At 70.5% G+C, this 20,062-nt stretch carries 18 protein-coding genes; 8 read left to right on the top strand and 10 right to left on the bottom strand.

Annotated elements, in window-relative coordinates:
* Nucleotides 1–8 precede the first annotated feature (8 nt).
* Nucleotides 9–926: a hypothetical protein gene (locus ACBJ32_RS42735; RefSeq protein WP_375131645.1), complete on the top strand. Its 918-nt coding sequence runs from the start codon at nt 9–11 to the stop codon at nt 924–926.
* Between the two features lie 285 nt (nt 927–1,211).
* On the opposite strand, the gene ACBJ32_RS42730 is transcribed toward ACBJ32_RS42735, so the two are convergent.
* The gene (locus ACBJ32_RS42730) at nt 1,212–1,703 is read right to left on the bottom strand and encodes a hypothetical protein (RefSeq protein ID WP_375131644.1); all 492 of its coding nucleotides are present in this window, start codon (nt 1,701–1,703) and stop codon (nt 1,212–1,214) included.
* 178 nt (nt 1,704–1,881) lie between these two features.
* On the opposite strand from ACBJ32_RS42730, the gene ACBJ32_RS42725 reads away from it, so the two are divergent.
* On the top strand, nt 1,882–5,517 hold the full coding sequence (locus ACBJ32_RS42725; RefSeq protein ID WP_375131643.1) for a helix-turn-helix domain-containing protein: 3,636 nt from the start codon (nt 1,882–1,884) through the stop codon (nt 5,515–5,517).
* Between the two features lie 39 nt (nt 5,518–5,556).
* Here the strand turns inward: ACBJ32_RS42725 and ACBJ32_RS42720 are convergent, their stop codons facing one another.
* The 3 genes from ACBJ32_RS42720 to ACBJ32_RS42710 all read right to left on the bottom strand — a co-directional run bounded on the left by ACBJ32_RS42720 (nt 5,557) and on the right by ACBJ32_RS42710 (nt 10,063).
* The gene (locus tag ACBJ32_RS42720) at nt 5,557–8,397 is read right to left on the bottom strand and encodes a BTAD domain-containing putative transcriptional regulator (RefSeq protein ID WP_375131642.1); all 2,841 of its coding nucleotides are present in this window, start codon (nt 8,395–8,397) and stop codon (nt 5,557–5,559) included.
* A gap of 207 nt (nt 8,398–8,604) precedes the next feature.
* Nucleotides 8,605–8,760, bottom strand: a complete 156-nt coding sequence (locus tag ACBJ32_RS42715; protein ID WP_375131641.1) for a hypothetical protein — start codon at nt 8,758–8,760, stop codon at nt 8,605–8,607.
* 4 nt (nt 8,761–8,764) lie between these two features.
* Nucleotides 8,765–10,063 (bottom strand): MFS transporter, encoded by a 1,299-nt coding sequence (locus ACBJ32_RS42710; RefSeq protein WP_375131640.1) that lies wholly within the window; start codon nt 10,061–10,063, stop codon nt 8,765–8,767.
* Nucleotides 10,064–10,570: 507 nt separating this feature from the next.
* Between ACBJ32_RS42710 and ACBJ32_RS42705 the strand changes: the two genes are divergently transcribed.
* A complete protein-coding gene (locus ACBJ32_RS42705; protein ID WP_375131639.1) occupies nt 10,571–11,041 on the top strand; it encodes an MFS transporter in 471 nt (156 codons plus the stop codon).
* Nucleotides 10,936–11,529 (top strand): MFS transporter, encoded by a 594-nt coding sequence (locus tag ACBJ32_RS42700; protein ID WP_375131664.1) that lies wholly within the window; start codon nt 10,936–10,938, stop codon nt 11,527–11,529. Before ACBJ32_RS42705 ends, ACBJ32_RS42700 begins: the two co-directional genes overlap by 106 nt.
* Nucleotides 11,530–11,569: 40 nt before the next feature.
* Here the strand turns inward: ACBJ32_RS42700 and ACBJ32_RS42695 are convergent, their stop codons facing one another.
* Together ACBJ32_RS42695 and ACBJ32_RS42690 are read right to left on the bottom strand one after the other, a co-directional pair.
* Entirely contained in the window at nt 11,570–11,707 is a 138-nt protein-coding gene (locus ACBJ32_RS42695) for a hypothetical protein (protein WP_375131638.1), read from the bottom strand.
* Between the two features lie 37 nt (nt 11,708–11,744).
* Nucleotides 11,745–12,317 carry a dihydrofolate reductase family protein gene (locus ACBJ32_RS42690; protein ID WP_375131637.1) on the bottom strand — a complete coding sequence of 191 codons (573 nt, stop codon included), beginning with the start codon at nt 12,315–12,317 and terminating at the stop codon, nt 11,745–11,747.
* Nucleotides 12,318–12,389: 72 nt separating this feature from the next.
* Here ACBJ32_RS42690 and ACBJ32_RS42685 point away from each other — a divergent pair, with 72 nt between their 5' ends.
* Both ACBJ32_RS42685 and ACBJ32_RS42680 read left to right on the top strand, forming a co-directional pair.
* Nucleotides 12,390–12,962 (top strand): TetR/AcrR family transcriptional regulator, encoded by a 573-nt coding sequence (locus ACBJ32_RS42685; protein WP_375131636.1) that lies wholly within the window; start codon nt 12,390–12,392, stop codon nt 12,960–12,962.
* A 418-nt stretch (nt 12,963–13,380) separates the two neighbouring features.
* Entirely contained in the window at nt 13,381–13,767 is a 387-nt protein-coding gene (locus ACBJ32_RS42680) for a hypothetical protein (RefSeq protein ID WP_375131635.1), read from the top strand.
* Between the two features lie 178 nt (nt 13,768–13,945).
* Here the strand turns inward: ACBJ32_RS42680 and ACBJ32_RS42675 are convergent, their stop codons facing one another.
* Entirely contained in the window at nt 13,946–14,749 is an 804-nt protein-coding gene (locus ACBJ32_RS42675; RefSeq protein WP_375131634.1) for a hypothetical protein, read from the bottom strand.
* A gap of 307 nt (nt 14,750–15,056) precedes the next feature.
* On the opposite strand from ACBJ32_RS42675, the gene ACBJ32_RS42670 reads away from it, so the two are divergent.
* Nucleotides 15,057–16,142: a hypothetical protein gene (locus ACBJ32_RS42670; protein WP_375131633.1), complete on the top strand. Its 1,086-nt coding sequence runs from the start codon at nt 15,057–15,059 to the stop codon at nt 16,140–16,142.
* Nucleotides 16,143–16,277: 135 nt separating this feature from the next.
* Here the strand turns inward: ACBJ32_RS42670 and ACBJ32_RS42665 are convergent, their stop codons facing one another.
* A complete protein-coding gene (locus ACBJ32_RS42665) occupies nt 16,278–17,606 on the bottom strand; it encodes an FtsX-like permease family protein (protein ID WP_375131632.1) in 1,329 nt (442 codons plus the stop codon).
* Nucleotides 17,603–18,376 (bottom strand): ABC transporter ATP-binding protein, encoded by a 774-nt coding sequence (locus ACBJ32_RS42660; protein ID WP_375131631.1) that lies wholly within the window; start codon nt 18,374–18,376, stop codon nt 17,603–17,605. Before ACBJ32_RS42660 ends, ACBJ32_RS42665 begins: the two co-directional genes overlap by 4 nt.
* Nucleotides 18,377–18,444: 68 nt before the next feature.
* Here ACBJ32_RS42660 and ACBJ32_RS42655 point away from each other — a divergent pair, with 68 nt between their 5' ends.
* A complete protein-coding gene (locus ACBJ32_RS42655; RefSeq protein ID WP_375131630.1) occupies nt 18,445–19,011 on the top strand; it encodes a TetR/AcrR family transcriptional regulator in 567 nt (188 codons plus the stop codon).
* Between the two features lie 43 nt (nt 19,012–19,054).
* Here ACBJ32_RS42655 and ACBJ32_RS42650 read toward each other — a convergent pair whose 3' ends face one another.
* Nucleotides 19,055–20,041, bottom strand: coding sequence for a DUF5937 family protein (locus ACBJ32_RS42650; protein ID WP_375131629.1), 987 nt, complete (start codon nt 20,039–20,041; stop codon nt 19,055–19,057).
* Nucleotides 20,042–20,062: the final 21 nt, after the last annotated feature.

Below are 20,062 nucleotides of genomic sequence, written 5' to 3'. Positions count from 1 at the left end.
GTGGACCTGTGATCTCGATGGCGGCCGGGCGCTGCTGTGATCGCGGCGAGATCAAGGCATGCGAAGATCGCCACTTCGGCCCGTGTCGACGGGAGTACCGGACCCGACGCGAGGAGAAGCATCACTTGATGAGGCGATGGACGACGGTCGTGACGCTCACCGTGACAGGGTTAGCACTCCCCGGCGCCCCCGCCGTCGGCGCGACTAAGGCCGGCGACCCGGTCGCGGCGATCCAGCGCCAGCTCGTCAAAGGACACGGCGTGCGGATCACCCAATACAGCACGTTCAACTCGGACCCGATCTTAGGCTGGGAGCGCTTTAAGCCGACGAAGGGTGTCGTCGGATTCGGTGACGGCAAAGTGGCGGCGACTGACCTCTGGCACCACCAACTGGGGGAGGCAGGCGTTCGCGTTATTTGCATCGGCGAACGCCTTTGGGAGTACGACCCGAAAGCGAAGCGGCCGAAGGGCAAGAGGTGGGTCGCCATCAAGGATCCCTGCGTATTGCGCCTGGAGACGGGATACCTGCGGTTGGACAAGCCGGCCGTGCTCGCAGCCGTGCTGGCGACCACGACGACCACCAAGGCCTCGGACACCTACGACGGATCGCCCACGACTCTCCACGAAGGATCGATCTCGTTCCGTCAGCTGTGGAATGTCCGGCCGGAGCTGCGCGGCGGCTCTGTGCAGGATGAACACGCCGACTGGGAAATCGATTGGCGGCTGTGGATCGGCAAGGACGGCCTCGTACGCCGTGCCTGGTCCAAGTGGCGTCAGCCGGAAGGAGATGAGTTGAAGGGCGTCACCTTGGGCCAGGGCTGGCTGGGCTTCGTCGAAGATGTCCGCTACTCGGACTGGGGAATGAAGCTCACCATCAAGCCTCCGCCTGCCGCTCAGACCATCGCCTTCGACAAGCTGAAGCACTGAGCGGCGAGCACGCAACACGGGCCTGCATCCAGTGCGGGAAACGATCACTTCGATCTTCTGAGTACCTACTCCGCCCCAGGCCAACCCCATTCGTGAACACCCCACCCAGGGCCGTTCTTGGAACGGCCGGACTGAGGTTGACGGGATCCCGTCCGATCATCTGATCGGACGGGATCCCGTGTTTTCCGAGCCATCTCCGTGGACGCCAGATGCTCATGCGCCAGGCCGCTGCCCGAACTCGGTCCGGCGGCCACGAGAAGGCCATCGGCGACTACACCGCGGTCGTCACCGTCGACCCGAAGAAGTCACGCGCCTGTTTCGAGCGTGCTGCCCTCCACCGGTACCTCGGGCGTTCGACCGAGGTGCTGAACGACCACGACCGGGCCGCCCGGCCGGCCTCCGCCCTTCTCCGGGGTGGTCTGCGACCGCGGCAACGTCCGCGTGGACGTCGAAGAACTGGACGGGGGCGTCCAGGTCTCCGTCCTGGTCGGCCGACGCATCGCGGAACGCTCCCGCCTCGGCCGGCCTGCAATCGGCTGCGACCGCGGCTGACAGGGCCGCCTTGACGGCCGGAATGTCGTTGTCCTCGGCCAGGAGCCGGCCCGGGACTCGGCCCATTGGCCGGTCGCGCAGGCGCAGCAGGCGGGGATCGGACGGCGCGAGCGTCAGGCCGGCCTCGACGCCGCGCCGGACGTAGACCCTGTCGCCCATGCCGCACAGGAGCCCGGCCCGGTTCACGTGGGCGTCGACGGCTCCATCCCCCGTGTGGATCTCCAAGGATTCCAGTACGTGAAATCTCATTATTTGCCCCCTCTTGTCGTGCTGGAGATCTAAGGTCTAAGGCGGCCCAGGGATGTCCGAAATAGCCCTCCGTGGGTTCAGGACAACGCGGCGAAGACTCCGGACAACAAGAGGTGAGTGCACATTGGGGCGGCCCGAGCAGCCGGTGGATCCGTTGGCCGGTCCCGTCGAAAGGCTCGCCTGGGAATTGCGCCGGCTCAGGGACGAGGCCGGGCGACCGAGCTACCGCGTACTCGCGGAGCGCGCGCATTTCTCGCGGAGCACCCTCGCCGAGGCGGCCACCGGGACGCGGCTCCCCACTCTTGAGGCGACGCTGGCGTACGCCGTCGCCTGCGGTGGCGACCCCGCCGAATGGGAGCGGAAGTGGCAGCTGGTCGCGGCCGAACTCGAACGGTCGCAGCGCCGTTGCCCCTACCCCGGCCTGCTTCCGCTGGACGTCGACGCCGCCGACCTGTTCTTCGGCCGGGACGACCTTCTCGAGGTCCTGCTGAAGGCCGTGAAGCAGGGACCGCTGACGGTGGTCCGCGGGGCCACCGGCAGCGGCAAGTCCTCGTTGCTGAGGGCCGGGCTGGCCGCGCGGCTGACCGCCGGCGGAACTACCGTCACGCTGCTCACCCCGGGTGCGCACCCGCTGTCCCGGTTGCACGCCTCCGACGCTGACGGCGCCGACGTGATGATCATCGACCAGTTCGAGGAGACGTTCACGCTCTGCGCCGACGAGCCGGAACGCGCCGGCTTCCTCGACGCGCTGAGCGAGCTCGTCAGCGGTCAGGACGGCCCGGCGCTGGTGATCGGGATCCGCACCGACTTCTACGAGCGCTGCATGTCGCATGCCGGTCTGGCCGCGGCCCTCCTCGACAGCGTTCACCTGCCGGTCGGCCCCATGTCCGAGCAGGAGCTGCGCGCCATCATCACCGAACCCGCCGCCCGGGCGGGGCTGAGCGTGGACCCGGATCTGGTGGTCACCGTGGTGGCCGAGGCCGCCGAGCAGAAGGGGGCGCTCCCGATGGTCGCGCACGCGCTGCGCGAAACGTGGAGCAGGCAGCAGGGAGACACGCTGGCGCTGGCGGACTACCGGGCCGTGGGTGGCGTGTCCGGCGCGATCGCGCGGACCGCCGAGCACCTGTACGCCGATCTGGAAGCCGACCAGCAGCAGTTGCTCCGCGCCGTGCTGCTGCGGCTCGTCGCCCTGGGCTCGGGCAGCTCCGACACCCGCCGCGGTCTCGACCGGGACGAGCTCGCCGGCATCGGACCCGCCGGCGAGCTGGACGCCGTCCTCGACCGGCTCGCCGCCGCCAGGCTCGTCGTCGTGGACCAGGACCTGGTCGACATCGCGCACGAAGCGCTCCTCACCGGCTGGCCCCGGCTGCGGGAATGGCTCACCGCGGACCGTGAGACCCTTCTGCGGCACCAGCGGCTCACGTCTGACGCGGCCGAGTGGGACCGCAACGGGCGTGGCGAGGACTACCTGTACCGCGGCACTCGCCTCGCCCTCTGGGACGGCGAGGCGAGCTTCGTGCCGCTGAACGAGCTGGAGCGGACCTTCCTGGCGGCCTGCCGCTCGAGCGCGGCCAAGCGCGACCGAGCCCGCCGCCGGACCCGTCTCGTCTTCGGCGGGCTGCCGGTCGCCGCCGCCGCGGTCATCGTGCTGGCCGCGCTCGTCCTGGTCCAGGCGGGCGACAGGGACGTCGAGCGCGACCGCGCCGCCTCCGTACGGCTGGCCGCCGAAGCACGCCGCCAGCTCCAGCAGGACCCGGAACTGGCGTTGCTGCTGGCGATCGAGGCGTACGAGGCGGAGCCGACCCCGGAGGCCGACCTCGTGCTCCGCCAGGCCACTGCGGACTCCCGGCTGCGCGGCTCCACCCCGGTCGGCCTGCGCAGGGTCACAGGAACGACGGCCACCCCGGACGGCCGGAAGATCGCTATCTGGGGCGCCGGGTCGGGCCCGGCCAGCCTGGAGATCTGGAGCCTGGACGGTACCGCACCGCGCCCGGCCGGCCATGTGCTCCAGGCGGATCGGACGGACGGTATCCAGAGCGCCGCGTTCAGCGGCGACGGCCGGCAGCTCGTCACCGGAGGCTCCGGAGGAGAGCTGGTGCTGTGGGACCTGGCGTCAAGCGGTCCGCCCGTGGTCCTGGGGACCGTTGACGGTGGCGTCCACGGCGTCAGCGTCAGCCGGGACGGTACGGTGGCGAGCGCGCACAGCGACGGCGTGCGCGTGTGGAAGCCGGGACGTTCCAAGCCCGTCAAGCTCAGCGTCCCCGGCCGCGCGGTCAGGAGCGTCGCGTTCAGCCCCAGCGGCCGGCTGCTCGCCACCGGGGGCAACGGATCGCCGCTGCGACTGTGGGACATGACCCGGGACCGGCCCGTGCTGCAGCGCGCGGCCACGCGCGGCGAGCCGGAGCAGGCGGCCTTCAGCCCGCGTGGACCATGGGTCGCGACCGTCGAAGGCGACGTTCCCCGTGTCTGGGACGCGACGGAGGCGCCGGCCGGCGACTGGATCCCGCAGGTCGAGCTGGCCGGCCACGCCCCGAAGCTGAACGGCCTGGTGTTCACCGCGGCCGGGGATCGTATGGCGACCTTCGGCGCCGACGGCGTGATCCGCGTCTGGACGACGGGCAGCGACGCCGACCCGCTGGTGTTGCGCAGCCCGAAGGGGAATCCGCGCGGGGCGGCGTTCACCCCGGACGGGAAGTCATTGGTCAGCGTCGATGCGGACGGCACTCTGCGGACGTGGGACGTCACGGCGGGCGACCCGGCGCGGAGCGAGGGCAGGCCCCTGGCGCTCAGCGCTGACACGAGCACGGTGGCGGTCAGCGCGGGGCCGACCTCGCTCGTCAGCCCGCGGGACGTCCGTATCAAGATATGGCGCGGCGCGGCCCCGGCGGAGGTGCGCGGCCCGCGTGACACCGGCTACCTCGTCGCGCTGAGCCCTGACGGCCGGCGGATGGCGGGCATCGGCCGGGCCGGGACCCTCAGCCTGTGGGACCTCACCACCGGCAGCGCGCCGGTCACCACACCCGCGCCCTTCCGCGGCCTCCCGATCGGCCTGGCGTTCAGCGCCGACGGGAAGCGGATCGTCGCGGGCGGTTCCGGCACCGAACCGCAGGTGTGGCAGATCTCCCCGTCCGGCGGGTTGACAGCGCTCACCGGCTGGCAGACCCGGCCCACCGGCCGCGCCGACGGCGACGTGGCAATCAGCGCGGACGGCATGAAGCTGGCCGACGCCCGTGACGACCACACCGTCGTCGTCTGGGACCTGACCGGCAAGAGCGAGCCGAAGATTCTCCGCGGCCATGTGGAGGACATCACGGGCCTCGCCTTCAGCCCGGACGGGCTGCGGCTGGCCGCCGCGGCCGCGGACGGCGCCATCCGGCTCTGGGACACCGACGGCCGCGGCGAGCCTGCGAACGTGCTGTACGGCGCCGAGAACACCGTCCGCGAAGTGAACTTCAGCCCTGACGGCACCTGGCTGGTCACCAACGAACCCGCGGGTCATCTGCGGCTCTGGCGGGCGGCAGGCGGCGGCGAACCGCTGGAGTTGACCGGCTGGGGCGCGACCGGCGGTCTCGCGGCGTTCAGCCCCGACGGTACGCGGATCGTCAGGGGGTTGAGCCCGCAGATCTTCCTCGGTCGCTCGCTGGTGACCGGTCTGGGCGGCAGCCTCGTCCGGACCCGCTCCTGCGAGGTGTGCGGCCCGGCCGGAACGGTGCTCGAACTGGCCAGATCCCGCCGTACCCGCGAGCTGACCGCGGAAGAACGCCGCAGCCATCTCGGTCCGAACCTCTGACCCGCACCGTTGCCCCATTCCGGGCGACCATCGGTCTGATCAGCGCGCTCCCGCGCTCAGGTGCTTGACGGGGTCGGGAGCTTGGGGGAGGTCCTGGGCGAGCAGGACCTCCAGCTCCTCCTCGGTGAGGAGATGGAGGTCGCACAGAATCCGGGCCGACTGGTGCCAGAGCTGCCGCGCCTCGTCCTGCCGTCCGAGATCGTGCAGGGTGTCGCCGAGTCCCCACAGAGTACCGGCCTCCAGCGCGCGGGCACCGGCCTTGTGGTGGAGGTGGGCCGCCCTCCTGTATCCAGCCTCGGCCTCGACGAGCCTGCCGGCGCGTCGGTAGGCGTCGGCCAGCGTGTCGGTCGCCGTTCCCTCGCCGTAGGGATTGTCGAACTCCGCCCAGATCTCCAGGCTTCGCAGGCTGGCGTCGATCGCGTCGTCCAGCCGGCCCATTCTGATCAGCACCGCGGCCCGGCCGTTGAGGATCATCGCCTGGTAGTCGCGCAGGCCACTGGCTGTCGCTGCCGCTGTCGCCTCGTCCTGGGTGGCGAGCGCCTCGTCGAACCGCCCCAGCTTGCCGTAGGTCGTGCCGAGATTGTGCAGGGCGCCCGCCTTACGCAGGGGCAGACCCGCTCGATCCCAGCACGCGAGGGCACGCTCGAACTGCTCGACCGCAAGCTCGAAGCGACCCTGGTTCTTGTGGATGAGGCCCAGATGGTTGTGTCCGCGGGCTTGGCCCGCCCAGTCGCCGGTCCGGGCGGCCACGCGCAAGGCGTGGTGGTGGATCTCGGTCAGATCGGCGAGCCAGCCTCTGTGGCTGAAGGGTCTGTTGAGGCTGGCGGCGAGGCCTTCCACTGTGCCGGGGTCGTCGGTGCGGGTGGCGGCCTGCCGGGCGACGGCGATGAGGTTGTCGCGCTCCAGCTCGATCCAGTCGATCGCCTCCTGCGGTGTGTCCAGGCGAAGGCCCGGCTGGTCGGCGCGAAGATCTCGGACGATGGGGGAGGTGGGATCGAGCAGAAGGCTGGCCGTTCTGGCTGTGGCGAGGTAATGGTGCAACGCGCGGCGGGTGGCGGCGACCCGATCGTTCTCCTGGACGATGTCGTCCGCTTGTTCGCGGGCGTAGAGGCGGACGAGGTCGTGCATCCGGTAGCGGCCCGGCCCCGCCGATTCGAGCAGCCGGGCATCCAGGAGGCGGTCCAGCGCGTCCGCCACCGTGCGCTCGGGCCGATCAGCGAGAGCGGTGGTGGCCGCCGAGGTGTGGGTGGGCGTGTCGAGGAGGCCGAGCAGGGCGAACAGGTGGGCGGCGTCCTGGCCGGCGGGCTCCTCCTGGAGGTGATGGAGGCTGACGGCGATGCCGGCGCGTACGGCCAGGTCGGCATGCTCCAGGGTGTCCAGGCGGCGGGTGGCGTCGGCGAGCCTGTCGGCGAGGTAGGACAGCGTCCAGTCGGGGCGGGCGGCCAGACGTGCCGCCGCGATGCGCAGGGCAAGGGGCAGGCCCCCGCAGAGCCGGACGATCCGCCCGGCGGCCTCCGGCTCGGCGTGGACCCGGCCGGGGCCGGCGATCCGGGCCAGCAGCGCGGTGGATTCGGCCGGGTCGAGCCCGGGTAGGTTCAGCTGGCTCGCCCCGTCGACCGAGGTGAGAACCTGCCGGCTCGTGATGACGACCGCGCACCCCGGCCCGGCGGGAATGAGCGGGCGGACCTGGCGGGTGTCGAGGGCGTTGTCGAGGATGATCAGCACGTGCCGCGCCGAGGTGAGGGATCGGTAGCGGGCCGCTGCCTCGTCGACCGTGGTCGGTACGGCGGAGCCGTCCAGGCCGAGCGAGCGTAAGAGCCGGCCGAGCGCCTCGAGCGGCGACAGCGGCGGGAGGCCTTCGGTGGCGCCGTGCAGGTCGATGTAGAGAACACCGTCGGTGTAGCGGTCGGCGACGGCGTGCGCCAGGTGTACGGCCAGCGCGGATTTGCCGATCCCGCCGGGACCGCCGATGGCGACGATCGCCGGCGTGCCGGCATCCGAGGCGGTGAGCGCCTTGTCGAGCCAGGCGAGCTCGACATCGCGGGCGGTGAAGGCGCGGGTGTCGGCGGGCAGCTCGGCCGGGACGACGGCGTCGCCGAGCGTGACATCCTGCGCCGGAGTGGTCAGATCGAGGACGGGATCGTGAGTGAGCACCGCCTGCTGGAGCCGGCGCAGCTCGGCACTCGGCTCGATGCCGAGCTCCTGGATCATGACGCGGCGAGTCTCCTGGTAGACCGCGAGCGCTTCCGACGACCGTCCAGCGCGATACAGCGCCAGCATCAGCTGCGCATGCGGCCTCTCCCGCAGCGGGTGCGCCTCGATGTGGACGGTCAGATCCGGTATCACCGCATGGTGATCACCCGCCGCCATCCGCAGATCGACGTGATCCTCCAGAGCGGTGAGACGTTCCTCCGTCAGGCGGGTGGCCTCGATCTGGGCCCACTCCGCCGACATGCCCACCAGGGCCTCTCCTCGCCACAAGGCCAGCGCCTGACGGAACGACCTGTCCGCCGTAACGGTCTCTCCCCTGGCCCGGCCGGCACGCGCTTCGCGTACCAGCCTCATGAACAGGTGAGCATCGACGTGATCAGGTGGCACGTCCAGGCAGTATCCACCCGGCGCGGTCACGATGACCTCGTCGAGCGCCCGAGGCGCAAGGAACTCGCGAAGCTTCGACACCACGATGTGGAGCTGCTTCGGCGCCGTCGCCGCCCGGCTCTCCCCCCACACATCGGTGAGGAGCTGGTCGGTTGTGACCACCCGGCCGACGCTCGACGCCAGCCGGGTCAGCAGGCCGACCCGCCGGCTGCCGGTCAGCGGCAGCACGTCGCCGTCCGCCGTCAGCTCCCACGGGCCCAAGATCTTGATCCCCAACCCCATCGCACAACCCTCCGTAGGCAGGACCAGCGTTTCATCGGTCATGACCGTTACCTGTGGGAGGGCCTCCTTCGTGATCTCCTGAGCGGCAGGTCACGAACCTACCGGAACACACCGGTGTTGGCACGCTGTCGCCGTGTCGTTGCGTGCGCGGGCCGCTTCCGCCGCCACGTCGGACGCAGATCCCCGGAGGCGTCGCAGATCGACTCCCTACGGTCCTTCGGGGTCAAGGCTGAGCCCGACCATGCCGGCTCCGGCCTCCGCATAGGCGTGCAGGCGTTCCGCCACCTGCTCCGGGCCGCCGGTGACAGGTACGTCCGCGGCTTCCTCCGGCGCCTTCGGGGCCGGGGCCGAGAAGGCGCTCATTCCGTCACCGTCCCAGCGCCCGCGGGGAGCGAGAAGCGTGCGCGTGCACCCACCAGGCGAGCGGAAGTGCGATCAGCACCACCGCCTGGATCACGAGCAGCGCCGGAACGATGCCCCAACGGTCTGCCACCAGGCCGGCTCCCAGGGCGACGAGCGCGTAGAGCACGCTGCCGAGCAGAGACGCGAGCGAACCCATCGTCGCGCGTTCCCGGTCGGTGAACTCGCGCTGCAGCAACGTCTGCTGGGCGATGGTCGACATGCCGTAGGCCGGTGACCCGAGCAGCACGGGCGAGAACACCGTCGGCTTGACCAGCGCCACGACGTTCGCCACGTTGTCGAACAGCTCACCGAACAGCAGAGTGCGGGCCGCGCCCACCCGGCCGATCACCCAACCACTGACGCGGAAGCCGACGAAGGCCACACCATGGCCGAAGGTGCGCCACAGGCCCAGCGCCCAGAGCGGCCACAGCCCTGCCACGAAGACAGGCGACAACTGGGCCGCGCTTTCGCCGCTGTAACGAAGCGCCGACACCAGAGTCATCCGGCGGAGCACCGGATTGCGGCGGATGCCGCGCAGGGCCGATCCGAGATGCACCAGCGCGTTCGATTCCAGCGGGCCGTGCACCCGCGGTTCCCGGACCCGCAAGGCGAGGAGCACGCACAGCACCTGCGGCACGACCGACAGCGCGACCACCACGCGCAGCGACCAGGCGCCGGCGACCACGCCACCTACGGCTGCCGCCAGTGCGAGCGCGATCTGGAACATCGAGTTCACCCGGCCCGAGTGCCGGGGGAACTCCTCCTCCCGGCCGGCTTCGAGCAACGTGTCGTAGAGCAGGGACTCGTTGTTGCCGCTCCACAGTGAGGTCGCCAGTCCCTCCAGCACAACAGCTGCCAGGAGGAGGCCGTAGCCCGAAGCGCCGGCGTACCCGAGATGGGCGGCCACCATGACGACGGCACCGGCGATCATCGTGCCGCGTCGGCCGAGGCGGTCGGAGAGCACCCCGGTAGGGACTTCGAACGCTGCCGAAGACAGCATCTTCACCGCCAGAAGGCTGGCGGCAGCGGTGTACGAACCGGTGACCTGCGCGAAGTAGATGACCATGATCGGCCCGTACATGCGGAAGTCGCCGAAGAAGTTGAACCAGCTCAGCAGGCGGACATTCCGGTTGACGGTCTGATCAGCGGAGTTCGGAGCAGGCGGAGCTGACCTCGGCCGTTGAGGTCTCCTGCCGAACGGGGCAGCGATCAGGCGTTCGACCAGGGCACGTACACGGAGCAGTGAAGAATGACGAGCGGACACAGCAGAACTCCCGGAAGGGCGAACGGAGGCGCCAGACAGCGCCAAGGGCCGGTGACACGTGTCACCTCGCCCCGGCGACCGGGATGTGTGCTGACTTCGCTGCTTACACGCGCGGCGTTACAAGCCTGCGACTGCGGTCACCAAGGGGCGAACGGAAGCTCCGGTCATCGTTGTGGACATCAGTGCTCCTCAATTCCCCAGGCGGACGGGATTCCGCAGGAGCTTCAACTCTAGCGACCGAAGGCCACTTCCCGTGATGGGAAGTATGCGCATTCTGGAGTTCCGGCACCGGACGAGGCTGGAACCGGACGATGCGGGGCGAGAGGGTCGGAGATCCGGTCCATGGCCTCTGCGCCGTCGAGGATGGCGGGGCGGAGCTGCTTGCGGTAGACGGTCTCGGTGACGGTGGTGTCGCGGTGGCCGGCCAGGCGTGAGATGGCCGGCCGGCGCCCGGGCCCGACGGTTTCCTCCGCGGGAAGCGATCACCTCCGATCCGGGAAGCGATCATTGCTGACCGACATCGGCGCCGACTTCGGCATCTCCGACGGCACCACAGGGCTGACCATGACCCTGCCCGGCGTTGTCGCCGCGGTCGCCGCACCCGCCGTCACACTGGCCACCGCGCGCCTGGACCGCCGCGGGATGCTGTGCGTCCTCATGGCGGTGCTCGCCGTGGCCGACGTGCTGGCCGCAGTGGCGACCTCCTACTGGGTCATGCTGATCTCCAGGGTGCTCGCCGGCCTCACCATCGGCGGCTTCTGGTCGATCGGGGCCGGGCTGGCCGCCCTGCTGATGCTGCTGCCGCCGCTGCCCGCCCACCGGGTCACCAGCCCGCGCGTCCTGATCGACCTGCTACGCAGCCGGGGGCCGCCATCGCCCTGCCGGCCACCTTTTTCGTCGTCGCGGCCCATTTCGGCACCTACACCTACGTCACACCCTTCCTCCAGGACGTCACCGGCCTGCCTCCCACTGCCGTGAGCGCCGTCCTGCTGGCGTACGGCATCGCCGGAATCGCCGGCAACTTCCTGGCCGGCAAGGTCACCGCCACGCGCCTGTGCGCCGCTTTCGTGACCTGCGGTTGCCTGATCGCGGCCACCACCTTGCTGCTGCCCTCGGTAGGCGGCACGACCGTCGGCGCCGTGGTGTTGCTCGTGATCTGGGGCCTGGCCTACGGAGGAGTGCCCGTCGCCTCGCAGGCGTCGTTCCTCACCGCCGCCCCTCACGCGCCCGAAGCTGCCACGGTCGTCTTCACCTCCTCCTTCCAGGCGACCTTCGCCCTCGGCGCGTTCCTCGGCGGCCGCGTGGTCGACTCCTTCTCGGTCTCCACCGTGATGACCTGCGGCGGACTGACCGCTGTGCTCATGGTGGTGTCGCTTTGGTCACTCACCAAACCCCGCTGGGCCGGTTCAGACCGGCTCGTGAACACCTCACCCAGGCCGTTTCTCAGACGGCCGGACCGAAATTGACGGGATCTTCGTCGTGGTGGGGGATGGAGCGGTGACCCGCTCAGTACCCGCTGCGGCGAGGGGCGGCGGTCGGGCGGCGGGAGGGATGGGTCCGGCCCGTGGGCTTGAGGTCGCGCACCGGGTGTTCGTCCCGGTGCGGCGATCGGGCCTGGCGGTCGGTCTTGGACTGGTTGTTCAAGGCTGAGAGTTTGATATGCATGCTTCCTCCTGCGGTTCTAAGCCCTGGTGAGCCAGGTGACCTGGGCGCCGTTGTCGAAGGACTCGCGCCGGGTGGGGGTGAACAGAGTGGGGCGGAAGTGTCCGGAGAACATGGGGATGCCCGTGCCCGCCACCACGGGGTAGCTCTTGAGGATGATCTCGTCGATCTCCGGGAGCAGGGAGGCGGCGAGTCTGCCGCCGCCGCAGAGGTAGACGTCCATGCCGGTGTCCTCGGCCTTCAGCCGCCGGATGAGCTCGATCGGGTCGCCGCTCTCCACCTGCACCGTGGGGTCGTCGATCGTCAGCGTGCTGGAGACGACGTACTGGCGCAGGTGGGAGTACGGGCTGGTGGTGGGGACGTCCAGGGCCGGCTCGTAGGTGCCGCGGCCCATCACCAGCGTGTCGAAGACCTTGTTGGGCACGCCCTCGAGGCCGACAAGCTTGCGGACGTGGGTGGGGAGCGTCTCGGGGTAGCGGTCGTTGATCCAGGCGGCCATCTGGTCCGACACGGGGTAGAAGTCGAACTCGGCGTTGGGGCCCGCGATGTAGCCGTCGAGCGAGACGGCGACGTAGTAGACAAGCTTTCGCATATCGGTCAACTCCCGATGTAGTACTCTGTTTGGAGTGGTCAAAACGTAGTACTACAGACGGAGTGGTGTCAAGTGCGGAGAAATCCCGAGCGGCGGCAGGCGCTGATCGACGCGGCCATCGAGGTGCTGGCCAGGGAGGGGGCGCGGGGGCTGACCTTCCGGGCCGTCGACGCGGAGGCGGCCGTGCCCCCGGGTACGGCCTCCAACTACTTCGCCAACCGGGACGACCTGTTCACCCAGGTCGGCGGGCGTATCTATGAGCGGCTGCTGCCCGACGAGGCCACGATCGCCCGCAGCCGGGAGGGCGTGCAGGACCAGACCCGCTATGCCGAGCTCATGCACGAACTGGTGGACCGGGTCTCCGCCTTCAACTCCGGCTACCTGGCCCTGCTCGAGCTCCGGCTTGAGTCCACTCGGCGTCCCGAGCTGCGCGCCGTGCTGACCAAGCGCATCCGGGAGGACATCGACGCCAACATCGGCCACCACGCCGCCTCGGGTCTGCCCGGCGACTCGACCTCGGTGGTTCTTCTCTACCTCGCTCTGAACTGGCTCATCGTGGAGCGGCTGACGCTGCCCGACATCTTCACCGAGCAGGAGATTCACGAGCTGGTGGACGCCGCCGTGCAGAGATCGCTGAATGCCTGACGTGCAGGGCCGCCCGGCTGTGCTGGGAAATCCGGTCATCCGCTCCTATGAAGGCCTCGCCCGAGTCGAAGGCGCGCTTGCGGCCTCTCGCGTTGCCGGGTGACCGACGGAGTGACTGCGCCGGGCGGGAGCCGGCGACGCGGACCCGACGAGGTGCCAGGATCGGGCTGCTGGGTGAGGGCGATCGTCCCGTGTGGCCTGACTCCCGGCAAGGGGCCTCGCGGCGTGGCCGCCGCGCTAGCGGGGCGCTGAGGCGCCGCTAGTCGGCGGCTAGTTTTTCGACGAGCCGTCGGACGGCGATCTACGTTTGCGCGGACAGCCGGCGAACTGTGCTCCGGACGTCTTTCGCCGGGCTCGGCCTTGCCGCAGGCTCCGTTCCGGGTGGTGACCGGATCCACCCGGACGGAAGGAAATCCGAATGAAGAATCCGTTCAAGGCCGCTGTGGTCAGCGCTGCCCTGGTCGCGTCAAGTGTCGCGATGGCGCAGCCGGCGATGGCGAGCGACCTCTCGTGGACTTTCAGCGACGGCGTGATCTCCTACAGGGACAGCACGAACAAGTTCTGCGTGCGGGCGTACGACTCGGAGGGCGGCCGCCAGATCAGGACGACGGTTACCCCCACTGGCGGCGGTCGGGCGGTCAACGTCACGGACAAGAACAACTTCTACGACCACCCGGGCGGTACGTGCGTCTACCTGAACAGCAGCTACGTCCCGGAGAACACCAGCATCACTGTGACCGCCAGCTCGTACTGGGGCGAGCGCGGCACTTGGGTGGGGCGCGGGAGCAGGACGATCACCACCTGACCGGCCTCCCGGCTCGTGACTGCTGAGGAACCCATCGGAGAGGCCGCTTCCCGTCAGAGGTGGGGGGCGGCCTTCCGCGGCCTGATCAAAGAGCCGGCTCCCGGCGGCAAATGATCCAACCTCGGCCCGTGGCAGCCACAGTCGATGGCTCGCAACCGCCACCGTGATCTCCCGGCACTCATCCCTTCGGCCCGTAGGCCGTCATGAGGACGTGTACGAGGATGAGGACGGCGATCCAGAACATGGCGCGTCTGGTCGGTGGCGGGCCGCCGCGCAGCAGGGAGATGCCCAGGGGGATGAAGGCGACGCAGAGGCCGCCCACGGCGATGAAGGACTGCGGTTCGGTGCCCTTGAGCGTGCCGAGCGCGAGCGCCGACATCAGGCCGAGCGCGACCGAGCGGCCCAGGCCGAGGGCGCCGGAGCGGTAGGCGCCGATGGCCAGCACGACCCAGCCGAAGAACGCCGGTCCCGACATGGCCTTGAACGGGTGCCAGCTCGTCTCCTGCCGCGCCCGGTAGTAGTCGTCGATGCCGTTGAGCATGGCTTGCAGGCCGAAGCTGTCGGTCAGGTGGAAGGCCAGGTAATCGGTGCCGTACTGGAAGGTGCGGGTGAACAGGCCGACGATCACCAGGCAACCGCCCCACAGCCCCCACAGCGGGCTGGTGGCGGCGATCCGTTGCGCCAGCGTCATGACCGCCGGCCATAACAGTACGAAACCCGCGGCGAAGCAGGTGTAGGCGGCCATGACGAGGGCGGGGTGTTGGGCGTAGGCGGTGAGCTGGTGCGGGACGAAGTAGTAGAAGGGGGAGCGCAGGAGGGTCCCGGTCATGATCAGAAGGGGGCCGCCGATCAGCGAGACGGCGCTCACCCACCGTCCCGGGAACGGGGGTTGGCGGTCCAGGTTGGCTGCGGCGTTGGCGGCCCGGCGTTGCGCGCCGGCCTGCCGCCATCGGGTGATGCGGCCCTGAGTCGCGATCTTCATGGGTTCGTGCCCGTCCTGTCGGCTGCGGCTGGAGAAGAGGGGTGCAGCAGCATGGTGGCGGGCGGTGCGGTGCGGGCGCGTCTGGCTCGGGTCGCATCTTGGCCGGCAGGCGCGAGCCGACCTACGACCAGGGGCGGAGGCGGGCGTCCGACCGTGGGCAGATGTCAGTGGCCTCCCGCCGGCAGGGCGGCGTTGGACGCGATGAGATTGAGATTTGTCCACCCATGACCACGGACGCCGTGCCATGGCAGGTCAACACCCCGGCCGATAAGCAAGGAGGTCCCATCGACCTCTGGAGGCAGCCGGCATGCATACGTACTCACGGCGGCGATTCGCCGTCGCCGCCCTGGCCTGTGCCGTGGCCCTTGCCGGGAGCCCGGCGCCGGCCGCTGAGGCGGTCGCGGGAGTCCAGACGCGGGGCGAGCAGGTCATCGATCAGGCCAGGAGGCGGTACCTCGTCCCGGACGCCCGTGTGAAAGCCGACGTCGATGTGCTCAGGAGCGCGTTGAGCGAGGTGAAGCGGGGCAGGAGCGTGGCGTTCAACCTGAACGCGGGGCGGGTGAAGATCGCACATGCGCTGGGCGTTCTCGGCAGGGCGGCGGACGCGGAGGCGGTCCTGGCGCAGTGGGCGGGGCTGGTGGCCGATCGGGCGCGCGCCGGGAGCCCGTCCTACCTGGCCAGGGAGCGGCGGTTCTTCGGCGCCTTCACCACCCTCTTGACCAGGCTGAACCAGAAGTACCCGAACTCGCAGGCCAAGTACTGGTTGAAGAACACCCCGCCGCAGGTGCTCGATGCCGTCTTCACCGCCGCGACGCCCGATCTGCCGGCGGACCAGCTCTACACCTACGCGTTCCTGGAGGGGCTGGTCGACTACGTACGCGACCGGATCGGGCTGGGGAAGAGCGGCGACCCGACGGATGCGCAGCTCAGGAGCGTCAGCGTCACCGGCCCGATCTTCGGCTACGACTACCTCGGCACCGACCGCTTCTTCCTCGACATGAACGCCGCCAGGGTGCCCGGCAGGAACTTCCTGCCCTACGACCCGAGGAGGGTCGTGCTCGACACGAGGCGCAACGAGAAGGGCACGCTGGTGGAATCGGCCCTGTTCCCCAACCTGACGATGGGGCTGCAGGGGGAGGCCGCCATGTTGAGGCGGCGCCGCGCGTTGTTCCTGGCCGACGTCAGGGCCTACGGGTACGCCGCCCCGACCCGGGACGAGCTCGTCTACTGGACCTACGTGTACTACAACGTGGGGGAGTTCAACGGGCAGCTGAAGAAGTACGCGGGCAAGCGCCGGCTGGGCGACTGGATCGCCAAGGGCGAGTATGCCAACTCGATCAAAGCCCTGGAGAGCTGGCGCATGCTCAGGGACATGGCGATCTTCCCGATGTGAGGCTTCGGCCGCTAGACCTGGACGGCTGGAGCGGGTCCTCGGCGAGCTCGGCATCCCCGCCGGCATCGCGTACCGTGCACGGTCGTGGAGGCGGGCTACGCGCCGGTCGGCGGTCCCGCGCCGTGGTCGTGAGCTTCATGCCGTGCGGATGACGCGCCGTCCGACGAGTGACGAGACGCCGAGGGTGACGCAGACCCCGATCGCGATCGTGATCGCGTACGGGAGGGGCGCCGCCGCCTGCAGGGGATCGCCGGTCTTGACGATGGCGAACGGCAGGACGGCGAGGAACGCGCCCACACTGCCCGCGACGGCGCTGATGGCCGTGGCCGCGCCGATCTCGCGTACCAGCATGCGATGCGTCTGGCGGCCCGTCGAGCCGACGAGGGACATGACGGCGAACTCGGCGCGGCGCTGGGTGATGGAGGCGACGAGGTTGTTGGTGAGGGCGATGGCCATGAACGCCGCGATCAGCGCCACGACGAAGTAGTTGATCGAGGCGAGGACCTGGCCGTCCGAGCCGGCCGCCGTGCCTGCGGCGTTCTCGATGCCCTGCATGCTGAGCGTGCCGGCCGCCACGCCGACGAAGAGGGTGAGGAAGGTGACGGTCGGCCGTACCCGATCGGGGGCGGCGGACAGGTTGATCGCGGCCAGGTGGGAGGCGGCGGCGCGGTGGGCCGGGCGCAGCGCCCTGAGCGCGAGGTTCACCGCGGCGACGAGCTCCGGGGCGAGCACGCAGAGGCCCACGGCGACGAGCACGCAGCCGGGTCCGGTCATCGCCGTGGTGAGGATGTCGGCCGGATCCATGCCCAGCACCGAGGCCGATGAGGCCAGGCCGGCGCCGATCATGATGGTGGCGGTGACGCGGCGCCCCCGCCCGGGACGCCGTCCCGTACGGCGGCGCGGGGGCGGCGCCGCGTCGGCGACCGGGCTGCGGCGGGCGAGGGAGCGGCTGCCGATCCAGGCGGCGAGCACGCTCGCGGCCAGCACGACGAGCACGCCGAGGACCGGCAGGAGCACGCCGGGCGCGAACACCGAGGCCGCGCTGGTGAGCCCGGCGGCATGGATGCCCCGGACGACCACCCAGCCGACGAGGTAACCGCCGGCCAGGCCGGGGAGCGCCGTGACGGCCGTGATGGCCGCCGTCTCGGCCGCGAGCATCCACTGCACCTGGCGGTGGCTCGCCCCGATCAGCCGGATGCCCGCGATCTCCCCGGCCCGGCCGCCGAGCGCGACGCTGATCGTCGACACCATGGCGAACAGGACGATCGCGACCGTCCAGCCGCCCACGATGAGCGGGAACTGCACCAGGAACTCGCGGTCCGCGGCGACCGTGCTGCCGGCCAGCCCGGTGCCGAGCAGGCTCATCATGCCCGTGACCAGGATCGTGCCGACGAGAGCGACCAGGCCGGTCGCGATCGCGGCGGTGCGGTGATGCGCGAAGGAGCGGATGGCGATCCTGATCATCGGCTCGCCACCGCGCCGTTCGCGGCCTGCTCGGCCGATTCGACCAGGACGGCCATCCGGCCGGCGACCTGCTGCGCGGTGGGGCTCGGGAGCCGGTCGACGATCCGGCCGTCGGCCAGGAAGAGCACGGCGTCGGAGTAGGAGGCGGCGACCGGGTCGTGCGTGACCATGATGATGGTCTGACCGTGGTCCGCCAGCTCGCGCATCAGCCGCAGGACCTCCCTGGCGCTGCGGATGTCGAGGGCGCCCGTGGGCTCGTCGGCGAAGACGACCTCGGGGCCGGTGATCAACGCCCGCGCGACCGCGACCCGCTGCTTCTGGCCGCCCGAGAGCTGGTGGGGGCGGTGGCTGCCCCGGTTGCCGAGCCCGACGCGGGTGAGGAGCTCGGCGGTGCGCGCCGGCTGCGTCCTGCGCGAGTCGAGGCGCAGGGGCAGCTCGACGTTGTCGACGGCCGAGAGCGCGGGCAGCAGGTTGAACGACTGGAAGACGAACCCGACGCGGCGCCGGCGCAACTGGGCGAGCTGGGTCTGGTCGAGCGCGCCCAGGTCCTGCCCGTCGAGCTCGACGGCGCCCGACGTCGGCCGCTGCAGGCCGGCGGCGCAGTGCAGGAGGGTGGTCTTGCCGGAGCCCGACGGGCCCATGATCGCGATGAAGGACGAGCGCGGGATGTCGAGGTCGATGCCGCGCAGGGCGTGGACCGGGCCGGCCTCGCCCGGGTACTCGCAGCGTAGGTCGCGGATGCGCAGCACAGGCTGGCTGTACGTGGTCATTTCAGGTCTCCAAACAACCGTTTTAAACGAACATTTCATACGAACGTTTATTTGATACGGTAGGGCATATGAGTGCCAAGGACAAGCTGCTACTGGCGGCACGCGACTGTCTGCTGACCAAGGGGTACGCGCACACCACCGTGCGAGACCTGGTCGCGGCCTCAGGGGCGAACCAGGCGTCGATCAACTACCACTTCGGGTCCAAGGAGCAGCTGCTCACCAAGGCCCTGCGTGATCTCAACACGGAGTGGGGGGAGCTGCTGTTCGCGGTGATCGAGGAGCCCGATGGTGCTTCAGACGAGCCGCGGGCCCGGGTGGAGGCGCTGTGGGGGAGGATCATCGAGTCGATCCGGGCCAACCGGGCGCTGTGGTTCGTGAACTTCGAGTCCGTCGCGTCCGCCCGGCAGGACGGCGAGATCCGGGCGATGATCGCGAGCGGTCAGGAGCGGGCGCGGGTGGCGTTGGCGCGGGCGTTCGCCGGCCTCGGGCCGGACAGCGATCCGGAGGACGTCCAGGCGGCGGGGTCGCACTACCTGGCCCTGCTCGTGGGGCTCGCCTCGCAATGCCTCACCGACCCGGAACGCGCGCCGACAGCGAGCCAGTTCGCCGCCGCGCACTTCGGCCGGGCAGGCTAGCCGTTGCGGATCGGGGTGCGCGTCGGCCGTTGAGGCGATGACGCTAGTGGTGCCCGATCAGGGACGTTCCCAGGGTGGTCGTCATGTGGAGGACGTGGCGGCCGGAGCGTTCGGAGGCGACCAGCCCGCTCTCGCGCAGCACGCGCAGGTGCTGCGAGATCGCGCTGGGCGTGACGCCGAGCGCGCGGGCCAGGTCCGTCGTCGTCGCGGGCGAGCGCAGGGCCTCGAGCAATCCGGCGCGCACCCGGCCGAGCAGGCGGACCGCGTTGCCCGCTGGGGCGCGCGTCCCGGCGGTCCACAGCGTTCCGACACCGCGTGCCGGATAGCGCACCGTGGTCTGCGTGGACGTCCTCTTCTTGATCAGCACGTACGGCGTGCCGAGCGCGACCGGCATGAGCACCAGGCCGCCCGGGCCGCGGTCCACGACCCGTTCGGCCTGCCAGCGCGCTCCCTCCAGCCTCAGCCGGCCGTCCTGCCAGTGCAGGTCAGGATGCAGGTCGGCGAACAGCCTCTCGGCCCCGCCGGCCGCCAGCTGCCTGGCACGGTGGATGACGTCGGCGTCGAGCACGGCCCTGATCCGCGGCCAGTGCGGGGCGATGAGCCGGTCGTAGGCCGCGCGCAGCTCCCCGGCGATCGTGCGCAGCCCTGCCGCCGGGCGCTCGGCGAGCGTGGCGACCGGCGCGGGAGGGTCCTCGCCGAACACGCGCCGGAGGCTGATCCGCACCTGGGACGCCGGCGTCCGCTGCAACGCGGCCAGGTCGTCGTCGATGGACGCGCCCGAGCCGCGCGGAGCGGGGACGAGGAACTCGGGCCAGTTCGGCCGGTCGCTCACGATCAGCGGCCACGTGTGCGAGAGGTCGAGCGGATGCCTGGCGAGCTCGTCCGCCGCCCAGCGCAGCCAGCGCAGGTTGACCGGGTGCCGGTCGCGATCACCGAGCTGCTGCAGGGCGGACACGGTCTCCGACAGGGGCGAGATCGCGAACCGGGTCGCCGCCAGCTCGGCCACGCCGAGATCGACCGTCAGAGCCATGGGCCGATTATGACCGTCAGA

Origin of the sequence: Nonomuraea sp. GTA35 (assembly GCF_041950525.1) — a bacterium.
GTDB lineage: Bacteria > Actinomycetota > Actinomycetes > Streptosporangiales > Streptosporangiaceae > Nonomuraea.
The sequence above is the reverse complement of the archived record's forward strand: the minus strand, read 5'-3'. Positions and strand labels throughout refer to the sequence as shown.